The organism is Synechococcus sp. R6-7 (assembly GCF_047461695.1).
Taxonomy (GTDB): domain Bacteria; phylum Cyanobacteriota; class Cyanobacteriia; order Thermostichales; family Thermostichaceae; genus Thermostichus.
The window spans coordinates 1-1,130 of sequence record NZ_JANSHS010000175.1 but is presented as its reverse complement, the minus strand read 5'-3'; the positions used below and the strand labels follow the sequence as shown (position 1 = coordinate 1,130).

Annotated in this window: 2 protein-coding genes and 1 other RNA gene; 2 read left to right on the top strand and 1 reads right to left on the bottom strand. The window is 55.0% G+C overall.

Annotated elements, in window-relative coordinates; translation table 11 throughout:
- Nucleotides 1-6 precede the first annotated feature (6 nt).
- Nucleotides 7-201: an IS630 transposase-related protein gene (locus NW815_RS05950; RefSeq protein ID WP_071818172.1), complete on the top strand. Its 195-nt coding sequence runs from the start codon at nt 7-9 to the stop codon at nt 199-201.
- Between the two features lie 65 nt (nt 202-266).
- On the opposite strand, the gene ssrS is transcribed toward NW815_RS05950, so the two are convergent.
- Nucleotides 267-454: non-coding RNA, 6S RNA (gene ssrS / locus NW815_RS05945), on the bottom strand.
- Between the two features lie 85 nt (nt 455-539).
- Here ssrS and NW815_RS05940 point away from each other — a divergent pair.
- Nucleotides 540-1,064, top strand: coding sequence for a YIP1 family protein (locus NW815_RS05940; RefSeq protein ID WP_414383635.1), 525 nt, complete (start codon nt 540-542; stop codon nt 1,062-1,064).
- Nucleotides 1,065-1,130: the final 66 nt, after the last annotated feature.

The window sequence follows — 1,130 nt, the reverse complement described above, 5'->3', positions numbered from 1 at the left end:
AGCGCTTTGCGTCAGCATGAGTGCGGGAGTTATGTCACTTGTGCAACCGTTTATCGCTGGCTGAGCCGAGCAGACCTCACGACAACAAAAGTCAAGACCCGCAAGCGAAAGACAGACTTGGCTGCCCTGCAGCAAGACGTAGACCAGTGCCCAGAAGCTCGACTAAAGGATGGAGCCCAGCGCCAGAGCAATACCCATTAACTGCAGCATTGACAATATCCGACAATATCCAAACAACAAAAAGGCCCCCTTTCGAGGGCTTTTTTGAGGATACTGTTGCGCCGTTTTACCGTGGTTTTCGACCTGGAAAATCCAGTGTAGGATACCGGGGATGATTGTTGATAGTTTCCAAATCTAAGTTTGGCTTACTGCTCTCACATCCACTTCCCATCCTAATTGTCGAAGGGTATAGATCGCAAAAACATAACGGCAGTCACCAACGCCGCAGAATCCTTTTCCAATCATACCCCATTTTTGGGATGTGCCTGTCAAGTGCTCATAAGGGCTAGGATGAAAGATAGCTTGACTTGTTGCCGGCCATGCTTGGTTCCTGGTTAGACAACATCTACGGCGCTTGGTTTCTGCCGGAGCGCACCTTTCGGGCGTTGCGGGAACAGCCTGTTCTCTGGCAAGCCTTTGGGGTGGTGGGGCTGCTCAACGTCCTGGATGCGATTCGCCGCTCTGGGGTAAGCCTGCCGAGCATGGTGCTGGCGGTGCTGATGGGATCCCTGGGCTGGGTGGGTTTGGCGGCTTTGTTGCAATTGCTGGCCTTTTGTTTGGGTCGGGCTGTCCCTTCCTTTTCAGCGCTGCTGTGCTTGACGGGGTTTGCCGGTTTGCCGTGGCTGCTGCTGGGGCCTGCTCAATCGTTGGGTGGGGTGGTGGGATCCCTGCTGGGCTTGTCAGCTCTGCTGTGGTTTGTGGTTTGGCAGGTGCGGGCAGTAGCTGTAGCGCTGGATTTGGAGTGGTGGCGGCTGCTGGGCCTGATCCCATTGGCTTTCCTAGGGGGGATCTTGGCCCTGAGCTGGCTGACCAGCAGCGTCGTTGCTTTGGCTTCCTTGGGCTAAAGCTTATAGTTGTTTCAGGTTAAGGTGAAACGCCTAGGCTACTGATCGCGCCAGCGGGACGGAGTC